The organism is Stenotrophomonas sp. YJH_SMC_101-4, assembly GCF_059370395.1.
The window spans coordinates 344,995-362,801 of sequence record NZ_JCAFTP010000006.1 but is presented as its reverse complement, the minus strand read 5'-3'; the positions used below and the strand labels follow the sequence as shown (position 1 = coordinate 362,801).

The window sequence follows — 17,807 nt, the reverse complement described above, 5'->3', positions numbered from 1 at the left end:
CATGGAATCCGCCGCGCCGATCGCGGCCGGCGGATAATGCGCTCCCCTTCCCGGTTGGTGCGTCGATGAGCGAGTCCCTCCTGTCCCCGTCACCGGCCGGCCCCGAACAGCCCGACGTTCCGCTGCCGCCCGCATCGCGCCCGCGCGGACCGATGTCGCTGGTGGTGCTGGCCACCCTGGCGGTGGGCTACACCCTGTGGGCGGCACAGGACATCATCCTGCCGGTGCTGCTGGCGATGTTCTTCGCGCTGGTCGGCAATCCGATCCTGCGCCTGCTGCAGAAGCTGTGGATTCCACGCGCACTCGGCGCACTGCTGATCCTCGGCGCCGGCCTGGGCGTGACCGGTTCGCTGGCGGTGCAGCTGATCGGCCCGGCCATGGAATGGGCGCAGGAAGCACCGCAGCAGCTGCGCAAGGTCGCCCGCCAGGTGCAGGACCTGACCAAACCGGTGCAGCAGGCCAACCAGGCGGCGGAAAACTTCGCCCGCGTGGCCGGTGGTGACAGCAACCACAAGGTGCAGGTGATCCGCACCCAGATGGACGACCCCTATCGCATGCTGACCCGCGCGCCGCGGCTGGCCGCCTCGGTGCTGGCGGTGGTGCTGCTCACGCTGTTCTTCATGATCTATGGGCAGAGCCTGCAGCGCGCGGCCATCGCCCTGTTCCCGAACCGCCAGCAGCAGCGATTCACCAGTGACATCCTGCGCTCGATCGAGCGCGAGGTTTCGCGCTATGTGCTGACCATCAGCGTGATCAATACGCTGGTCGGATTGGTGTTCGCTGGCGTGCTGATGCTGCTCGGCATCGGCCTGCAGGAGGCGCTGCTGTGGGGCACGGTAGCGGCATTGCTGAATTTCGCCCCGTATGTCGGCCCCCTGATCGGCGTAGCACTGATGCTGCTGATGGGCTTCGTTGAATTCCGCGACCCGCTGCAGGCGCTGCTGCCAGCCGCCGCCTACCTGGCCCTGCATACCCTGGAAGGGCAGATGGTGACCCCGATCGTGCTGGGCCGGCGCATGAAGCTATCACCGCTGGTGCTGATCCTGGCATTGATGGTATTCGGCTGGGCCTGGGGCATGATCGGCCTGCTGCTGGCGGTGCCGCTGCTGGTCTGCATCAAGCTGGTGCTGGCACGCCTGGACGGCATGCAGGGCTGGGCACGGCTGCTGGAATAACGGCATCAGTAAATGAAGGACGCCGATGGCGGAACCCGAAACAGGAATGAAGTGGCAGACTATGGCCCCCTTTTCGGATGGATCCGTTCGGATGATCTCTTTCGCCACCCGTTGCGTTGCCCTGGCCTGCCTTGCCGCTCCCGCGCTCGCCGCTGCACCCCCGACTGCCGACCAGGCACGCACCCAGCTTGCCGACGCGGTAACCTGCAAGCGGCACCTCACGCCCAAGCAGTTCGACGCCATGGCCCGGCTGCTGGCACCGGCCCCGGCGCGGGCGCAGAACGGCGAATCCAGCGGCGAGTTCCGGTTGACCACGCCGCTGATGGTGCTGGGCCAGCCCGTGAACCGTCTGCAGTCGTATGACGGCGACAGCGGCGAGGACGGCATCGACAGTTTCACTGCGTACTTCAGCTCAGCGAGCGTCGAACAGATCGCGGCACTGGCGAAGATGTCCGACCCGGTGGCGGGCACCTATACGAAGGAAGTGGGCCGGCACAACCTGGACGTGCAGCAGTTCGACGGCCAGACCACCATCGCCTGCTCGTACAACCTGCGCTGACCCCGTCCTGCCCCAGCGCCCCCCGCCCGCCGCGCCGCATGAAAGCCCGCGCGGGCAGGGGTAGAATGGCGGGGTGAATTTCCCCGTCCAAGCCATCACCCTCGACCTTGACGACACGCTGTGGCCGTTCGCTCCGATCGGCGCCCGCATCGACCTGGTCCTGCACGAGTGGATGCGTGAAAACAGCCCCGCCACGGCCGAGATGTATCCGGTGGCGGCAATGCGCGAACTGCGCGAGCGCCTGTACCACGCCCATCCGCACCTCCATCACGACCTGAGCGCACTGCGCCGGCTGACCCTGCACGAAGCGCTGCACACCAGTGGCGCCAGCCTGGATCTGCTGGAGCCGGCGTATGAAGTGTTCTTCGCCGCGCGCAATCAGGTCGAGTGCTACCCCGATGCGATCGACGCGCTGGCGCGGATTGCCGCGCGGGTACCGGTCGCAGCGCTGAGCAACGGCAATGCCGATCTGGAGCGGATCGGCCTGGCCCATCATTTCGCCTTCCAGCTGGGCGCGCGCGAGCACGGCGCGGCCAAGCCGGAGGCGAGCATCTTCCACGCCGCCTGCACCCGACTGGGTGTGGCACCGGCACAGGTACTGCACGTCGGCGACCACGCCGACATGGACGTGGCCGGGGCGATCGCCGCCGGCCTGCGCGGCTGCTGGATCAACCGCGACGCAGCCACCTGGACCCATCCGCAGCTGCAGCCGGACCTGCAGTTCGACACCCTTACCGGCCTGGCCGACTGGTTGGACGCCAACCTCGACGCTGCCGCATCCCGGAGTACCTGACGCATGAGCGAGATCACTGGTTTCACTGCCGACACCGCCGCAGCACTGCCGCTGTACGTGCTGGACCGCGAGCAGTTCGCGGCCTGGAAGGACGGCCAGTCGGCTGCCACCCAGGCATGGCTGGCGTCGCAGGGCTTCACCGCCGGTGCCTTCACCACGGCGTTGCTGCCCGGCGCCGATGGCCTGGCCGGAGCGGTGATCGGTGTCGGTGATCGTGCCGATGCCTACAGCTATTCGCATGCCCCGCATGCCCTGCCGGAAGGCAGCGTGTGGCAGCTGGCCAGCGAACTGCCGGCCGCCGAACTGGCGCTGCTGCAGCTGGGCTGGGGCCTGGGCAGCTACCGCTTCGACCGCTATCGCAAGCGCCACCGTGCGCCGGCGCGCCTGGTGGCCGAGCCGACCGGCGAAGTGGCCGACCTGATCGCCGCCAGCCTGCGCGTGCGTGACTGGGTCAACACCCCGACCGAAGACATGGGTCCGCAGCAGCTGGAAGACGCCGCGCGCGCGCTGGCCGACGCGCACGGCGCGCAGGTCGAGGCGATTACCGGCGACGAACTGCTGAAGCAGAACTTCCCGGCCATCCACGCGGTGGGCCGCGCCTCGCACCGCTCACCGCGCCTGGTCGTGCTGCGCTGGGGCAAGGACACCGATCCGGCACTGGTGCTAGTCGGCAAGGGCGTGTGCTTCGATACCGGCGGCCTGGACATCAAGCCGGCCGACGGCATGCGCAACATGAAGAAGGACATGGGCGGCGCCGCGCACGCACTGGCCCTGGCCGGCCTGGTGATGGCACGCGGGCTGCCGGTACGCCTGACCCTGCTGGTGCCGGCGGTGGAAAACGCGATCGGCCCGGATGCATTCCGCCCGGGCGAAGTGATCGCCACCCGCAAGGGCCTGAGCGTGGAGATCGACAACACCGACGCCGAAGGCCGCGTGATCCTGTGCGACGCGCTCACCTTCGCCAGCGAGCAGAAACCCGACCTGGTGCTGGACTTTGCCACCCTCACCGGCGCCGCGCGCATCGCGCTGGGCCCGGATCTGCCGGCGCTCTTCAGCAATGACGACAATGTGGCGCAGCAGTGGCTGCAGGCCGGTGATGCGACCCGCGACCCGGTCTGGCGCATGCCGCTGTGGCGCCCTTACCTGCGTTACCTGAGCAGCGGCATCGCCGATCTGGCCAACGCCGGCTCGCGCATGGCCGGCTCGGTCACCGCCGCGCTGTACCTGGAGCGTTTCCTGGAAGACGGCCAGCGCTGGGCGCATCTGGATGTGTATGCCTGGAACGACGGTGAGCGCCCGGGCCGTCCGGCCGGTGGCGAAGCGCTGGCGCTGCGTTCGGCGTGGGCGATGCTGAAGGCGCGTTACAGCTGATCGGGTGGGTGCCGACCTTGGTCGGCACGCCGTCCCCGGCAAACTTGACGAAAATTTGAATACCGGGCCTGGAAGGGTTCTGCGAGGATGTGTGGGTCGACCACCCACACGCTCCGTGAAGGCAGGACTCCGACCATGTCGCTCTTCCGCTACACCCGCGCTGGCCAGACGCCGGGCGCACCACGCAAGCATTCCCCCCTGCCTTGGATCGCACTGATCGCACTCATTCTGGGTGCCATCGCGCTGGCCTTCGCCTGGCTGGCCGGCTGGATCGGCAACCGCCTGACCGCGCAGCGCTTCACCGACACCATCGAGGCCACCGGCCCGGCCCATCCCGGGTTCCGCCGTGCGCACAGCAAGGGCGTGTGCGTGAGCGGCTGGTTCGAACCGAGCGCGCAGGCGCCCACCCTGTCCAGTGCACGGGTGTTCTCGCAGCGCCGCGTGCCGGTGATGGGCCGCCTTTCGATCGGCGGCGGTGACCCCTACGGCGCCGACAACACCGCACGCGTGCGCAGCCTCGCGGTGCAGATGGTCAGCGATGACGGCCAGGAATGGCGGATGGCGATGAACAGCTTCCCGTTCTTCGCCGTGCCCGATGCCGAGGCGTTCTACGCGCAGACACGCGCCTCCATTCCGGACCCCGCCACCGGCAAGCCCGACCCGCAGAAGATGGCTGCAGTGCTGGCGAAGTACCCCAGTGCACAGGCGTTCCAGCAGTGGGCGAAGACGGCACCGTGGACCAGCAGCTGGGCCGACACCACCTTCAACAGCGTCAACAGCTTCTGGTTCACCAACGCACAGGGCCAGAAGCGTGCGGTGCGCTGGCGCTGGCAGCCACAGGCGCCGGTGGTGGAGATGGATGCGGAAACGCGCAAGCAGGCCAGTGTCGATTTCCTCAGCCAGGAACTGCAGCAGCGCCTGGCCAGCGGCCCGGTACGCTGGAACTTGGTCGTGACCACCGCCGGGCCCGGCGATGCCATCGACGATCCGTCAGTACCGTGGCCCGAGTCGCGTGATCAGGTGGTGGCCGGCGTACTCAGCCTGGACCGCATGCAGTCGCAGGAACAGGGTGCCTGCGGCCAGATCAACTTCGATCCACTGATCCTGCCCAGTGGTGTGCGCGGCAGTGACGACCCGATCCTGGCCGCCCGCTCGGCGGTGTATTCGCAGTCCTTCAACCGCCGCGAACGCGAGCGCGCCTCCGGCAACGTCGAGCAACCGAAGGAGGCCGCACGATGAGCACCGGCAACGGCCACTTCAACCTGCTCGCGCGGGTGCTGCACTGGTCCATGGCGCTGATGATCATCGCCATGCTGTTCATCGGCGTGACCATGGTCGCCTCGCTGCACCTGCGGCCGATGCTGATCGACCTGCACCGCCCACTGGGCATCGCCATCGGCGTACTGGTGCTGCTGCGCCTGTACAACCGGCTGCGCCATCGCCCGCCGCCGCTGCCTTCCGACCTGCCCGCCTGGCAGGTGCTGGCAGCGAAGGCCTCGCACTGGATGTTGTACGCGCTGATGCTGGCGATGCCGCTGATCGGCTGGGCAATGCTGTCGGCGGGCGGCTACCCGATCGTGCTGTGGGGTGGCCTGCACCTGCCGCCGATCGTGCCGCACACCCCGGCGCTGTATGCCGCGTTGCGCAATGCGCACAGCCTGCTGGCGTATGTGTTGTTCGCCACGGTGCTGATGCATGTAGGGGCTGCGCTGTTCCACCTGTGGGTGCGGCGCGATGGGGTGTTCCAGGCGATGGCGCGCGGGAAGGATTGATCGGGTTCGCCGGGCGTTCCCGGCGGATCATTTCCGCGACTGCGGTGGGGTGTCGCTTTTCTTTTCGCGCGAAAAGAAAAGTAACCAAAAGAAACGCGCCGCCAGAGCGCGAGCCGGTGCTGCGCACCGGTGCCCTGTGCTTCTCGGTGAATCAGGGGACGGCGCCGAACTCGCTACGCTCAGACACCCGCGCCTCTTCGCCCCTGATTCCCCTGCGATGCTCGGCTCGCTCAAGGCGGACCCAACATCAAGAGCGACAGCTGCACCCAGTAGATCCACGCCATGCGTGGATGCTGTTGCCGTTGATCTTGACCTTCCAGTCCGCCTTGAGCGAGCCGAGCACCGCAGGTCCGGCGAGGGCGAAGAGGCGCGGGTGTCTGAGCGCAGCGAGTTCCCGCGCCGTCCCTCGACGGACCGAGGAGCGCAGGGCACCGGCGTGCGAAGCACGCCGGCTCGCGGCCGGCGGAGCGTTTCTTTGGTTACTTTCTTTGCGCGCAAAGAAAGTGACACCCCTCCGCAGGCGCGGGAATGATCCGCCGGGCATCACCCGACGCTACCAGTGTGTCGGCGCACGCCGCTACAACCACCCCTTCTGCCGCGCCAGCCGGTACGCCTCGATCCGGTTGGCCACACCCAGCTTGCCGATGCACTCGGACAGGTAATTGCGCACCGTGCCGTGCGACAGCCCCAGCTGCTCGGCGATCTCGCTGGCGGTACGGCCTTCGCCGGCCAGCCGCAGCACGCGGCGCTCGCGGTCGGTCAGTGGGTCGGCCTGCGACCAGGCATCGAGTGCCAGTTGCGGGTCGATCGCACGGATACCCTGCTTCACCTTGCGCAGTGCATCGGCCAGGTTCTCCGCCGGTGCGTCCTTCAACAGGTACCCCAGCACGCCCGCTTCCAGCGCGCGGCGCAGGAAACCGGCGCGGGCGAAGGTGGTCACGATCACCACCTTGATCGGCAGTTCATGGCGGGCGATGCGCTGTGCCAGCTCCAGCCCGGACAGGCCCGGCATCTCGATGTCGGTCACCAGGATGTCCGGCTGCAGCTGCTGCAGCATGCGCCACGCAGCCTCACCGTCGGCGGCGCTGCCCAGCACCTCGATATCCGGCTCCAGGCTCAGCAGTGCCGACAACGCGCCACGCACCATCGCCTGGTCTTCGGCCAGCAGGATGCGGATCATGCAGCACCATCCTGCGCCAGTAACGCTGGCGACAGCGGCGTGGTCGCGGCCACCAGTGGCACGCGCACGGTCACTACCGTGCCCTCTCCGCGCGGCGACTGCAGTGACAACTGTCCACCCAGCGCCATCGCCCGTTCGCGCATGCCGCACAATCCATTGCCTTCGGCCTGTACGCCGCCACGGCCATCGTCGCGGATCTGCATCGCCAGCATTCGTCCTTCCAGCATGAATTCCACCCGCGCCTGCGTCGCCTGCGCGTGGCGCACGATATTGGTTGCCGCCTCGCGCAGCACCAGCGCCAGTCCGCGCTCCACGTCCACCGGCATCGGCGGTGGAGGCGCGTACTGCAGGTGCACCTGCTGGCATTCCAGCAGCAGGCGCGCCGAGGCCAGTTCGCCGGCCAGGTCACTGGCGCGGATGCCGGTGACCGCACTGCGTACCTGGGCCAGCGCTTCGCGGGCGATGTCCTCGGCTTCGCCGATCTCCTGCCGCGCACGGGCATCGCCACGGTCGTGCAGCTTGCGCGCCAGCTCCAGCTTCAACGTGATCAAAGACAGGGTATGGCCGAGCAGATCATGCAGATCGCGGCCGATGCGCTCGCGCTCGGCGGTGGTGGCCAGCCGCCGTACTTCCTCCTGCGAAAGCTGCAATGCGGCATCCTTTTCCTTGTTCACCGTCTCCACGTTCACCACCATGCCGATGATGAACGACACCGCCGGCACCCAGACCAGGCTCTGCCACGGGTAGTGCGCAAGGTAGGCCACCAGGTAGAACACCGCGTTGAGTACGACCAGCAGCAACAGATAACGCCACCAGCTGCTGCGACCGCAGACCCGCAGCATCACGCAGCCGAAAATGAAGTAGCTGATGCCCGATGGGTACCAGGGCACCAGCACGATCGCCAGCGCGGTCATCGCCAGTGCATAGCGGGGCGCATGGTGCCGCGGCGACAGCAGCAGGCGCGCATACAACAGCAGGAACAACGGATAGCTGGCCAGGGTGAACCACAGCCAGCGCAGCGTGTACCCCCCTGAAAACAGCGGCGTCATGAACACCCACACCGTCCACAGCAGGTGGATGGCATCGGCCCAGGCCGGCTTGCCGCGGCGCAGGTTGTCGGCCACCGCCGAATCCGGCGCAGGGCGCAGCAGGGATGCAAGCCAGCTCGACGACACGGGGTGATCCAGGCGGGGACGATCGCTGCCGATCATGCCAGTTCAGCCGATCCGGCGCAGGCGGCGGCGGGCCAGCAGCAGCGCCACCACCGTGACCGCCAGCAGCACCAGCAGATGGCCGGCCATGCTGCCCACCGACGGCAACCCGACCACCGGCAGCGCCAGCTGTGCCAGATGCCAGGTCGGCCACAGTGGGGCCATCGTCGAGAAGAGCTTCGGCAGCACCGACAGCGGCAGCCACAGGCCCGACAGCAGGGCCAGCGGCAGGTAGACCAGGTTGACCATCGCCGGTGCCGCGCTGGCACTGACATGACTGCCGATCAGCAGGCCGATCGCCCCCAGCGGCAGCGCTGCCAGGCCCGCCACCGCCAGCAGCTGCAGCACCTGCAGGGCGTGCAGCTGCACACCACCCAGCACAGATGCCACGCCGATCAACAACGAGGCCACCAGCAGCGCGAACATCACCGCCATCGCCAGTCGTGCCAGCAACGGTGCCGCCGGCGGCATCGGCAGCGCGCGCTTGAGGGTCAGCAGGCCGCCTTCGCGGTCCAGCGCCAGCTGCACGCCGAAGCCGAACAGCGCCGGGGCCATCGCACCGAACACGCAGTAGGTGGCCAGCAGGTACAGCGGTGCGTGACCACGCCCCAGCAGCACACCGAACAGCAGGTAGAACAGCACCGGGAACAGCAGCGAGGGCACCGCGAAGGCCGGCGTGCGCCAGGCGCGGCGCAGTTCGGCCACCAGTTCAGCGCGGTACGGACGCAGGGCCTGGCGCCAGGCAGATGGCGGCGCGGGTGTGGTGCCGGTACGGGTCATCGTGTTCATGCGGCCTCCCGGGTCATGTCGAGGAAGGCGTCAGCCAGCGCCGCGCCCTGTACTTCCAGCTCACGCAGCTGCGCATCGGCGGCCAGCAGGCGCGCCACCACCGGCTCGGCCGGGCTGGCCAGCAGCTGCAGATGCTCGCCGTCACGCTGCACCTGCTGCACACCCGGCCATTGCTGTACGTCTTCAACAGTCAGCACGCTGCGGCAGCGGATGCGGCGCGGCCGGTCGGCCAGGCGCAGCTCGGCCAAGGGTGCGTCGGCCAGTACCCGGCCGCCTTCCAGCACCACGACGCGCTGCGCCAGCGCCTCGGCCTCTTCCAGATAGTGTGTCGTAAGCAGCACGCCGCAGCCTTCGGCCACCAACTGCCGCACCGCCTGCCACATCGCCTGCCGCGCCTGGATGTCCAGCCCGGTGGTGGGCTCGTCCAGAAACAGCACCCGCGGGCGGCCGCACAGCGCGATGGCGAACTGCACGGCGCGCTGCTGGCCGCCGGACAGCTGGCCGTAGCGGCGGCGCGCCAGCGCCTGCAGTCCGGCGCGCTGCAGTACCTCCGGCAACGGCATCGGGTCGGGGTAACAGGCACTGGCCTGGGCCACCAGCTCGTCCACCTGCAGCATCGGCGGCAGGTTCGTGCTCTGCAGCATCACGCCCAGGCCCAATCGGCTGGCCCGCTGCTGCGGGTCGCCACCGAGCAGCTCGACCAGGCCGGCATCGGCGCGACGCTGGCCCAACAGCACGCTGATCGCGGTACTCTTGCCGGCACCGTTGCGGCCCAGCAATGCCAGCACCTGGCCAGCGCGGACCTGCAGGTCGATGCCATGCAGGGCGGTATGGTCGCGGTAGCGCACCTGCACCTGCTGCAGGCGGGCCAGCGACGGGGCGATCGGATCCATGGGCGGTACCGGTAGCGGGGACGTTGCCATCCTGTACCGGCGTGGTCACATTTCGCAGTTGCCGCCGTCAGTGTCATCGGGTGACAGCTGTCACTGCCGTCATCGCCGTACCCGCCTTCATGCTGTGCCGCACGCTCCACCGCCGGAACCGCCGCCGTCTGCCCTTCCGGCCACACCCGCCCGAACGCCTGTGATGGAACGAATGAACGCTTCTGCCGAGCTGTTGAAGGAACTCCGTATCGACCGCAAATCGCCCCCGCCGGCCTCCGGTGGTGGCAGCAACGGCGGTGGTCGCCGTTGGTTGTGGATCGCGATCATCGTGGCCGTGCTGCTGATCGCCGCCGCCGTCGCCTTCCTGTTCGGCCGTGCGCCGGCCGTGGAAGTGGAAACTGCCCCTGCGGTGGCCATCCAGCAGGGCAGCGCCAGCAGTTCGGTGCTCGACGCCAGCGGCTATGTGGTCGCCCGCCGCATGGCCACGGTGTCGGCCAAGATCACCGGCAAGGTGCGCGAGGTGATGATCGAGGAAGGCATGCGGGTCGAAGCCGGCCAGGTGATGGCCACCCTGGACCCGATCGATGCCGATGCGCAGCGCAGCCTGTATGCCTCGCAGCTGCAGGCCGCACGCAGCCAGGTGGCCGGGCTGGAGGCGCAGCAGAAGCAGGCCACCGCCGAAGCCAGCCGCCTGCAGGCACTCGTCGGCCAGCAGCTGGTATCGCGCTCACAGTACGACCAGGCCGTGGCACAGCGCGACAGCCTGCGTGCGCAGCTGGAGACCGCCCAGCGCAACGTCAAGGTCGCCAACGACCAGCTGGCCATCGCCGATCTGGGCGTGGACAACAACATCGTGCGCGCGCCGTTCTCCGGGGTGGTCACCGCCAAGGCCGCGCAGCCCGGCGAAATCGTTTCGCCGCTGTCGGCAGGCGGTGGCTTCACCCGTACCGGCATCGGCACCATCGTCGACATGGACTCGCTGGAGATCGAAGTCGAGGTGGGCGAGGCCTTCATCGGCCGCGTGCAGCCGAAGATGCCGGTGGAAGCCACGCTCAACGCCTATCCGGAGTGGAAGATTCCGGGCGAGGTGATCGCCATCATCCCCACCGCCGACCGCGGCAAGGCCACGGTGAAGGTGCGCGTGGCGCTGAAAGTGAAGGACCCACGCATCGTGCCGGAGATGGGCGTGCGGGTCAGCTTCCTGGAACAGGCCCAGCCGCAGGCCGCCGCCAAGCCGCAGGGTGTGCGCGTGCCGGGCGGCGCCGTGGTGCAGCGCGAGGGCGCATCGGTGGCCTTCGTGCTGGGTGACGAAAACCGGGTACAGCAGCGCAAGGTCGAGGCCGGCCAGGCGATGGGCAAGGACCGCCAGATCCTCAAGGGCGTGAGTGCAGGTGAATCGGTGGTGGTGAACCCGCCGGACACCCTGCGCGATGGCGCCAAGGTGCAACAGAAACAAGCGCAGTAACGGCCTGGCGCCCATGGGCGCCGCCGGCAACACCGCTCGACGCACGCCCGCAGCCACCGCAGGTGCGCTTCCCCGTTTCCCGCCTTCCGTGGAGAACAACCCATGTCGACCCTGGTTTCACTGCGCAACATCACCAAGACCTACCAGCGTGGCCCCGAGAAAGTGCAGGTGCTGCACGGCATCGACCTGGACATCGCCAGCGGCGACTTCGTCGCGCTGATGGGCCCGTCCGGTTCGGGCAAGACCACCCTGCTCAACCTGATCGGTGGGCTGGACAACCCCAGTGGCGGCGAGATCAGCATCGAGGGCGAGCGCATCGACCAGATGAGCGGCGCCCAGCTGTCCACCTGGCGCAGCCACCACGTCGGCTTCGTGTTCCAGTTCTACAACCTGATGCCGATGCTGACCGCGCAGAAGAACGTGGAGCTGCCGCTGCTGCTGACCCACCTCAGCGCGGCGCAGCGCAAGCGCAATGCCGAGATCGCGCTGACCCTGGTCGGCCTGGCCGACCGCCGCAGCCATCGCCCCAACGAACTGTCCGGCGGCCAGCAGCAGCGCGTGGCGATCGCCCGCGCGATCGTCTCCGACCCGACATTCCTGATCTGCGACGAACCGACCGGCGACCTCGACCGCCAGTCCGCCGTAGAGATCCTGGGCCTGCTGCAGCAGCTCAACCGCGAACACGGCAAGACCATCATCATGGTCACCCATGACCCGAAGGCCGCCGAGTACGCCACGCACACGGTGCACCTGGACAAGGGCGAGCTGGCCGACGCGCCGCTGGCCCACTGACGGAGGCCACGGCGATGAAATACTTCTCGTTGGTGTGGGCGCAGCTGTTCCGCAGCCGCACGCGCACCTTGTTGACCCTGCTGTCGGTGGTGGCCGCGTTCCTGCTGTTCGGCATGCTCGACTCGGTGCGCGTGGCGTTCTCGTCCGGCGGCAGCGTGGAAGGCGCCAACCGCCTGGTGGTGGCCTCGCGGCTGTCGATCACCCAGTCGCTGCCGATCCGCCTTGAAACCCAGATCCGCCAGGTGGCCGGCGTACGCGACGTGGCCTATGGCATGTGGTTCGGCGGCATCTACCAGGACCCGAAGAACTTCTTCCCGAACTTCTCGGTGTCGCCCAACTACTTCGATGTCTACCGCGAACTGCAGATCGATCCGGCGCAGCTGGAAGACTGGAAGCAGACCCGCACCGGTGCGATCGTCGGCGAAACCCTGGCCAAGCAGTTCGGCTGGAAGATCGGCGACACCATCCCGCTGCAGGCCACGATCTTCCCGCGTGGCGGCAGCAACGACTGGCCGCTGGAGCTGAAGGGCATCTACCGCTCCAAGGACCGTGCGCTGGCCGCCAATGAAGAACGCCAGCTGATGATGAACTGGAAGTACTTCGATGAATCCAACGACTACATCAAGAACCAGGTGAGCTGGTACACGGTGACGCTGGACAACCCGGACCACTCCTCGCGGGTGGCTCAGGCCATCGACGCGATCTCGGCCAACTCCGACCACGAGACCAAGACCCAGACCGAATCGGCGTTCCAGCAGGCCTTCGTCAAGCAGTTCGCCGACATCGGCATGATCGTCACTTCGATCATGGGCGCGGTGTTCTTCACCCTGCTGCTGTTGACCGGCAACACCATGGCACAGGCGGTGCGCGAGCGCGTGCCGGAACTGGCCACGCTGAAAACGCTGGGCTTCAAGGACAGCACCGTGCTGACCCTGGTGATGGTGGAGTCGGTGCTGCTGATCGGCCTCGGCGGGCTAATCGGCATGGGCCTGGCCGCGCTGATCCTGCCGGCGATCGGGCCGAAAAGCATGGGCATGCTGCCGCCGCACGTGCCGACGCCGACCTGGCTGATGGGGCTGGGCCTGATCGTGGTGATCGGCATCATCGTCGGCCTGTTGCCGGCGCTGCGTGCCAAGCGCCTGAAGATCGTCGACGCACTGGCCGGCCGCTGAGGAGAACACCGACATGTTCAAGAGCAAACTCAAGAAGTGGCTGGGCAACGGCGTGACGATGCTGCTGATGGTGATCGGCCTGGTGCTGTGGATCAGCCTGCCGTGGATCGGCGTGCTGGCCGTGGCCGTGCTGGTGGCCCTGTGGCTTCTGCTGACCCGTGGCGGCCGGCTGGCACTGGCCGCCACCCGCATCGGCGTGGCCAGCCTGCCGCAGCGCTGGGGCGCGTCCTCGGTGATCGTGGTCGGCATCGCCGGCGTGGTCGGCGTGCTGGTGGCGATGCTGGCGATGGGCGAAGGCTTCCAGGCCACGCTCAACAACACCGGCGATGACACCACCGCCATCGTGCTGCGCGGTGGCTCGCAGGCCGAGACCAACTCGGTCATCACCCGCGAGCAGGTTCCCACGCTGTCCACCCTGCCCGGCATCACCCGCGATGCCGAAGGTCGGCCGCTGCTGTCACCAGAGCTGTCGCAGGTGGTCAACCTGGTGTCAAAGTCCGATGGCACCGACGTCAACGCGCAGTTCCGCGGCGTCGGCCCGCAGGCGTGGGCGGTGCACGACAAGGTCAAGATCGTCGAAGGCCGCACGTTCGCCACTGGCCTGCGGGAGATCGTGGTCGGCCAGGGCGCCAAGGGCCAGTTCCGCGATCTGGATGTGGGCAGGACGCTGACCCTGGGCAACCAGACCTGGACCGTGGTGGGCGTCTTCGCCACCGGCGATGCACATGATTCGGAACTGTGGACCGACGCCGATACGCTGGCCACCACCTACCAGCGCAGTGCGTGGCAGTCGATCAGCGTGCGCACCGATGGCAAGGCCGGCTTCGAGCAGTTCAAGGCCGCCGTCGCCGCTGATCCACGCCTGAAGCTGGACGTGGAAACCACCCGTGTCTACTACAGCAAGCAGGGCGGTGGGCTGACCAAGCTGATCGACATCCTCGGCAAGGTAATCGGCACGATCATGGCGGTCGGTGCGGTGTTCGGCGCGCTCAACACCATGTATGCGGCCGTGGCCACGCGTGCGCGCGAGATCGCCACCATGCGCGCGATCGGCTTCCGGGGCCTGCCGGTGGTGACCGCGGTGATGCTGGAGACGATGCTGCTGGCGCTGCTGGGTGGCCTGCTCGGCTGTGCGGTGGCATGGCTGCTGTTCAATGGCTACAGCGTGTCCACCATCGGCAGCAACTTCAGCGCAGTGGTGTTCAAGTTCCATGTGTCGCCGGAACTGCTGTGGACGGGTTTGAAATGGGCGCTGGGCATCGGCCTGGTCGGCGGCCTGTTCCCGGCGCTGCGCGCGGCACGTTTGCCGATCACCACGGCGCTGCGCGAAACCTGAGCATTTCCCAGCGATAGATTGCGCATCCTGCAGAGGGACGGAGCGAAGGCTCCGTCCCTTTTTGTTTGCACATCATCCATGCATGGCGCGGATGGGTGCCTGCGCACACGCACTGCTACAGATCGGCGGAAATCCGCCGCTATCGATGCCTCTGCCCATCGCGCATGCAACGTGCGTGACGCTGCGCACGTCGCATCTGTGGATTGTTGGTTGCGATTCATCTTCGCGCACATTCAGCGGCATGGCGACAAACAGTTACGAATGGAAACACTCTAGAATCCCGGCCCCCACGTTGGTTTGCAGCACCCCACGCGCCCACAGAACGGACGCTTGTTTTCCTGAAACACGAGATGTCACGGATGTCCCTGAAAACCACTCCGCTGCGCAACGCGATCGTCATCGCGCTGGCCGCCAGCTGCACCACCCCCGCCTTCGCACAGAGCGCCGGCGATACCCCGACCAACCTCGACCGCATCGAGATCACCGGCTCGCGCATCCGCCAGGCCAGCGTCGAGACCGCACAGCCGGTCGTCGCGCTCAGCCGCGCCGAGATCGAGAAGAAGGGCTACATCAACGTCGCCGACATCCTGCAGGACGTCACCGCCGCCGGTGCTCCGAGCCTGAGCCGCTCGTCGTCGCTGAGTTCTTCGCGCGACTTCGGCGGCACGTACGTCAGCCTGCGCAACCTCGGCCCGGAACGCAGCCTGGTGCTGATCGACGGCCGCCGCATGGGCGTCAGCGCCGGTGGCTACTCCGACCTGGCTTCGATTCCGTCCGCCATCGTCGAGCGCGTGGAAGTGCTGACCGACGGCGCATCCGCGCTGTACGGCTCGGACGCCATCGCCGGTGTGGTCAACATCATCACCCGCAAGAACTTCGACGGCGGCGAAGCCAGCGTCTACGTCGGCCAGTACGGTGAAGGCGACGGCCAGAAGCGCTCCTACAGCGCTACCTTCGGCAAGACCTTCGACCGCGGCTGGTTCAGCGTCGGCGCCGAGCGCACCAAGGAAGACGAGATCCTCGGCAGCGAGCGCGAGTTCAGCCGTTACCCGGGTGGCCCGCGCCACGCCGATGACGTCGACGCGCTGAGCCCGACCACCCAGTGGGGCACCGTCACCGTCGGCGGCAAGCCGCTGACCGTGGGCCCGGGCGGTAATCCGAGCCAGGCTGGCAACTTCCACACCCCGGACCCGGCTGATGGTGCCAACGCCAAGACCAACATGAGCCTGCTGAGCGGTCTGGAGCGCACCTCGGTGTTCGCCAACGGTGGTTTCTCGATCACCGACAACCTGCGCATCGTGGCCGACGCGCTGTACAGCAAGCGCGAGTCGACCAAGCACCTGGCCGGCTACCCGTACTCGGTATCGGCCGCACAGGCCCGCAATGGCACCCGTGCTGCCCTGTCCAAGGACAGCACCTTCAACAAGTGGGGCCAGGACGTCCTGTTCTCGCACCGCACTGAAGAACTGCCGCGCGGCACCGAGAACAACCTGGACACCAAGCGCGCCAGCATCGGCCTTGAAGGCAGCTTCGAAACCGGTTCGCGTTACTGGGACTGGAACGTCAGCTACATGTACAACCGCAATGAAGGCGAGCGCATCGGTACCGGCAGCATGTACCAGCCGCACGTCGACCTGGCGGTCGGCCCGTCCTTCATGGATGGCACCGTGGCACGCTGCGGCACTCCGGGTGCGGTGATCGCCGGCTGCGTGCCGTGGAACCCGGCCGCGCCGATGGGCTATGCGGGCCCGGGCTCGCTGGGCAACCAGGACGTGCAGGACTACCTGTTCACCCGCTTCGTGGACAAGATGAAGAGCACCACCAAGGTGGCCAGCGCCAACATCTCCGGCTCGCTGTTCACTCTGCCGGCCGGTGACATCATGGGTGCGATGGGCTTCGAGCACCGCAGCGAAGAGGCCAGCTACACCCCGGACCTGATGGTGCAGAAGGGCCAGATCGCCGGCACCACCGGCCAGCCGACCCGTGGCGATTACTCGCTCAACGAGGTCTACCTGGAAATGCAGGTGCCGCTGCTGGCCGACATGCCGTTCGCGCGTGAACTGTCGCTGGACCTGGCCGGTCGTTACACCGACTACAACACCTTCGGTTCGACCACCAACAGCAAGTTCGGCCTGAAGTGGAAGCCGATCGACAGCCTGCTGGTGCGCGCGACCTACGGTACCGGCTTCCGTGCACCCACCGTGGACGATCTCTACGGCGGCGCCGTGTCCAGCCGCGACTCGTTCACCGATCCGTGCGATACGAAGTTCGGCATCGCCGCCAGCAGCCCGACCGTGGCAGCACGCTGCAAGGCGCTGAATGTGCCCGCCAACTTCCGTCAGCAGACCGGCGCGGACGGCAACCTTGCCAACCGCCCGGGCCAGCAGGCCACCTCCGATTTCAACTCGGGTTCCAACCCGGAACTGAAGCCGGAAACCGCCAAGACCTGGACCGTCGGCCTGGTCTACAGCCCGGAATTCGTGCAGGGCCTGGACGTCAGCCTGGACTGGTGGAAGATCCGCATCAACAACGCCATCGTCGGCGAGTCGGCCACCGACATCCTCAACCAGTGCTACGTGCAGGGCGTGGATTCGGCCTGCGGTCGCTTCACCCGTTCCACCGCTGCGGCCACCCGTGGCCAGGTCTCGGCGCTGGATCGTTCGCTGGTCAACGCTGGCTATCGCGAAACCGCCGGCTATGACATCGGCGTGCGTTACCGCCTGCCGGAAACCGCGTACGGCAAGTTCGCCATCAACTGGAACACCACCTACACCGACTACCTGGAGCAGCGCAACGACAGCGCCGCTACCACGCCGGTGGAGCAGAAGACCGGCTGGCAGGGCAACTTCCGCGTGCGTTCGACCTTCAACCTGGATTGGCAGTACGGCGATCTGGGCATCGGCTGGACCGCCCGCTACTACTCGGGCATGAAGGAAGCCTGCTCGTATGACCTGGCCGGTGGCCCGGACTGCAACATGGCCGGCTTCGTCTCGCCGTACACCGATGCGCAGCCGAGCCGCAAGGTGGGCTCCAACACCTTCCACGACCTGCAGGTGCGTTACAGCCTGCCGTGGGACGGCACCGTGTCGCTGGGCGTGAACAACGTCTTCGACCACCAGGGTCCGATCATGTACAGCCAGCCGAACAGCAGCTTCACCTACTACGGTGGCTTCGACATCGGTCGTTTCATGTACATGAAGTACCAGCAGCGCTTCTAAGCCTGCAACCGCGTTCCCGCCACCGCCATCTCTCTCTCCTGGCGGTGGATGGAAGCAGAGCGGCGCCCCTCGGGGCGCCGCTCTTTTTTG

The 17,807-nt window shown here is 67.4% G+C and carries 15 protein-coding genes; 11 read left to right on the top strand and 4 right to left on the bottom strand.

What is annotated here, in order from left to right; translation table 11 throughout:
* The first annotated feature begins 65 nt into the window (after positions 1 to 65).
* The 6 genes from AC5P8D_RS20245 to AC5P8D_RS20220 all read left to right on the top strand — a co-directional run bounded on the left by AC5P8D_RS20245 (position 66) and on the right by AC5P8D_RS20220 (position 5,670).
* A complete protein-coding gene (locus tag AC5P8D_RS20245) occupies positions 66 to 1,175 on the top strand; it encodes an AI-2E family transporter (protein ID WP_019337635.1) in 1,110 nt (369 codons plus the stop codon).
* Between the two features lie 91 nt (positions 1,176 to 1,266).
* Positions 1,267 to 1,734 (top strand): hypothetical protein, encoded by a 468-nt coding sequence (locus AC5P8D_RS20240; protein ID WP_010486940.1) that lies wholly within the window; start codon positions 1,267 to 1,269, stop codon positions 1,732 to 1,734.
* Positions 1,735 to 1,807: 73 nt separating this feature from the next.
* On the top strand, positions 1,808 to 2,527 hold the full coding sequence (locus AC5P8D_RS20235) for an HAD family hydrolase (RefSeq protein ID WP_029550770.1): 720 nt from the start codon (positions 1,808 to 1,810) through the stop codon (positions 2,525 to 2,527).
* A 3-nt stretch (positions 2,528 to 2,530) separates the two neighbouring features.
* Complete coding sequence (locus AC5P8D_RS20230; protein WP_262102732.1) at positions 2,531 to 3,898, top strand: leucyl aminopeptidase family protein; 1,368 nt, start codon at positions 2,531 to 2,533, stop codon at positions 3,896 to 3,898.
* Between the two features lie 135 nt (positions 3,899 to 4,033).
* Positions 4,034 to 5,137, top strand: a complete 1,104-nt coding sequence (locus AC5P8D_RS20225; protein ID WP_495203603.1) for a catalase family peroxidase — start codon at positions 4,034 to 4,036, stop codon at positions 5,135 to 5,137.
* The gene (locus tag AC5P8D_RS20220) at positions 5,134 to 5,670 is read left to right on the top strand and encodes a cytochrome b (protein WP_075675584.1); all 537 of its coding nucleotides are present in this window, start codon (positions 5,134 to 5,136) and stop codon (positions 5,668 to 5,670) included. Before AC5P8D_RS20225 ends, AC5P8D_RS20220 begins: the two co-directional genes overlap by 4 nt.
* A gap of 577 nt (positions 5,671 to 6,247) precedes the next feature.
* Here AC5P8D_RS20220 and AC5P8D_RS20215 read toward each other — a convergent pair.
* From AC5P8D_RS20215 to AC5P8D_RS20200, 4 genes are read right to left on the bottom strand one after another with little or no spacing between them, the layout of a single operon-like run.
* Complete coding sequence (locus AC5P8D_RS20215) at positions 6,248 to 6,850, bottom strand: response regulator transcription factor (protein WP_049480028.1); 603 nt, start codon at positions 6,848 to 6,850, stop codon at positions 6,248 to 6,250.
* A complete protein-coding gene (locus tag AC5P8D_RS20210; RefSeq protein ID WP_495203602.1) occupies positions 6,847 to 8,061 on the bottom strand; it encodes a sensor histidine kinase in 1,215 nt (404 codons plus the stop codon). Before AC5P8D_RS20210 ends, AC5P8D_RS20215 begins: the two co-directional genes overlap by 4 nt.
* A gap of 6 nt (positions 8,062 to 8,067) precedes the next feature.
* Complete coding sequence (locus tag AC5P8D_RS20205) at positions 8,068 to 8,850, bottom strand: ABC transporter permease (protein ID WP_329837402.1); 783 nt, start codon at positions 8,848 to 8,850, stop codon at positions 8,068 to 8,070.
* Entirely contained in the window at positions 8,847 to 9,743 is an 897-nt protein-coding gene (locus AC5P8D_RS20200; protein ID WP_191850484.1) for an ABC transporter ATP-binding protein, read from the bottom strand. Before AC5P8D_RS20200 ends, AC5P8D_RS20205 begins: the two co-directional genes overlap by 4 nt.
* Positions 9,744 to 9,945: 202 nt before the next feature.
* Here AC5P8D_RS20200 and AC5P8D_RS20195 point away from each other — a divergent pair, with 202 nt between their 5' ends.
* From AC5P8D_RS20195 to AC5P8D_RS20175, 5 genes are all read left to right on the top strand, one after another.
* Positions 9,946 to 11,199: an efflux RND transporter periplasmic adaptor subunit gene (locus AC5P8D_RS20195; RefSeq protein ID WP_461295718.1), complete on the top strand. Its 1,254-nt coding sequence runs from the start codon at positions 9,946 to 9,948 to the stop codon at positions 11,197 to 11,199.
* 102 nt (positions 11,200 to 11,301) lie between these two features.
* Entirely contained in the window at positions 11,302 to 11,991 is a 690-nt protein-coding gene (locus AC5P8D_RS20190) for an ABC transporter ATP-binding protein (protein WP_495203601.1), read from the top strand.
* Positions 11,992 to 12,005: 14 nt separating this feature from the next.
* Entirely contained in the window at positions 12,006 to 13,163 is a 1,158-nt protein-coding gene (locus AC5P8D_RS20185) for an ABC transporter permease (RefSeq protein ID WP_019338655.1), read from the top strand.
* 13 nt (positions 13,164 to 13,176) lie between these two features.
* The gene (locus AC5P8D_RS20180; RefSeq protein ID WP_495203600.1) at positions 13,177 to 14,499 is read left to right on the top strand and encodes an ABC transporter permease; all 1,323 of its coding nucleotides are present in this window, start codon (positions 13,177 to 13,179) and stop codon (positions 14,497 to 14,499) included.
* Between the two features lie 359 nt (positions 14,500 to 14,858).
* Entirely contained in the window at positions 14,859 to 17,717 is a 2,859-nt protein-coding gene (locus AC5P8D_RS20175; RefSeq protein WP_010486961.1) for a TonB-dependent receptor plug domain-containing protein, read from the top strand.
* Positions 17,718 to 17,807 lie beyond the last annotated feature (90 nt).

Coding starts and splice junctions, on each gene's coding strand:
- AC5P8D_RS20245 (WP_019337635.1), top strand. CDS start 66: ATGAGCGAGTCCCTCCTGTCCCCGTCACCGGCCGGCCCCGAACAGCCC.
- AC5P8D_RS20240 (WP_010486940.1), top strand. CDS start 1,267: ATGATCTCTTTCGCCACCCGTTGCGTTGCCCTGGCCTGCCTTGCCGCT.
- AC5P8D_RS20230 (WP_262102732.1), top strand. CDS start 2,531: ATGAGCGAGATCACTGGTTTCACTGCCGACACCGCCGCAGCACTGCCG.
- AC5P8D_RS20225 (WP_495203603.1), top strand. CDS start 4,034: ATGTCGCTCTTCCGCTACACCCGCGCTGGCCAGACGCCGGGCGCACCA.
- AC5P8D_RS20220 (WP_075675584.1), top strand. CDS start 5,134: ATGAGCACCGGCAACGGCCACTTCAACCTGCTCGCGCGGGTGCTGCAC.
- AC5P8D_RS20215 (WP_049480028.1), bottom strand. CDS start 6,850: ATGATCCGCATCCTGCTGGCCGAAGACCAGGCGATGGTGCGTGGCGCG.
- AC5P8D_RS20210 (WP_495203602.1), bottom strand. CDS start 8,061: ATGATCGGCAGCGATCGTCCCCGCCTGGATCACCCCGTGTCGTCGAGC.
- AC5P8D_RS20205 (WP_329837402.1), bottom strand. CDS start 8,850: ATGAACACGATGACCCGTACCGGCACCACACCCGCGCCGCCATCTGCC.
- AC5P8D_RS20200 (WP_191850484.1), bottom strand. CDS start 9,743: ATGGATCCGATCGCCCCGTCGCTGGCCCGCCTGCAGCAGGTGCAGGTG.
- AC5P8D_RS20195 (WP_461295718.1), top strand. CDS start 9,946: ATGAACGCTTCTGCCGAGCTGTTGAAGGAACTCCGTATCGACCGCAAA.
- AC5P8D_RS20190 (WP_495203601.1), top strand. CDS start 11,302: ATGTCGACCCTGGTTTCACTGCGCAACATCACCAAGACCTACCAGCGT.
- AC5P8D_RS20185 (WP_019338655.1), top strand. CDS start 12,006: ATGAAATACTTCTCGTTGGTGTGGGCGCAGCTGTTCCGCAGCCGCACG.
- AC5P8D_RS20180 (WP_495203600.1), top strand. CDS start 13,177: ATGTTCAAGAGCAAACTCAAGAAGTGGCTGGGCAACGGCGTGACGATG.
- AC5P8D_RS20175 (WP_010486961.1), top strand. CDS start 14,859: ATGTCCCTGAAAACCACTCCGCTGCGCAACGCGATCGTCATCGCGCTG.